The organism is Pseudomonas sp. TSO6, assembly GCF_056098905.1.
Genome location: NZ_JBLZWV010000092.1, coordinates 1 through 402 on the forward strand (window position 1 = coordinate 1; position 402 = coordinate 402).

A 402-nucleotide genomic window follows, 5' to 3' on the forward strand; every position below is an offset into this window, starting at 1 on the left:
GATGCTGCTCGCCGCGGCATTGGCGGGCGCCGGCGTTGCGTATGGACCAAGCTTCGTGTTCGGGGAATCCATTGCGAGGGGAGATCTGGCTGTTCTGATGCCAGATCATCAGACGTCAGAGCTGGCAATTCATGCCGTGTACCCGACGAAGCGGCACGTGTCCCTGAAGCTCCGCCGATTTATCGAGCATCTGAACTCGAGCTTCGGCGACATGCCGCCCTGGGACCTCATGCTTGCGGCCGGCGCGCCGGAGACGGTGCGATAGACCGCATAGCGGTCGTCGCAAATCCGTGAAAACCCCTACCCTTGTTAACCAATGATTAACCATGCGGGCCGATTGTTAACCATTCGACAAGACAACCGAGTCAGGGGCGATGGACGCAACTCAACAGGCCGTACGTC

The 402-nt window shown here is 59.5% G+C and carries 1 protein-coding gene; it reads left to right on the top strand.

Annotation, left to right across the window (positions count from 1 at the left end; all coding sequences use genetic code 11):
* Positions 1-265 (top strand): LysR substrate-binding domain-containing protein (locus ACN6NG_RS29920; RefSeq protein WP_474317535.1); only part of this gene is annotated, 265 nt, incomplete at its 5' end.
* Between the last annotated feature and the right edge of the window lie 137 nt (positions 266-402).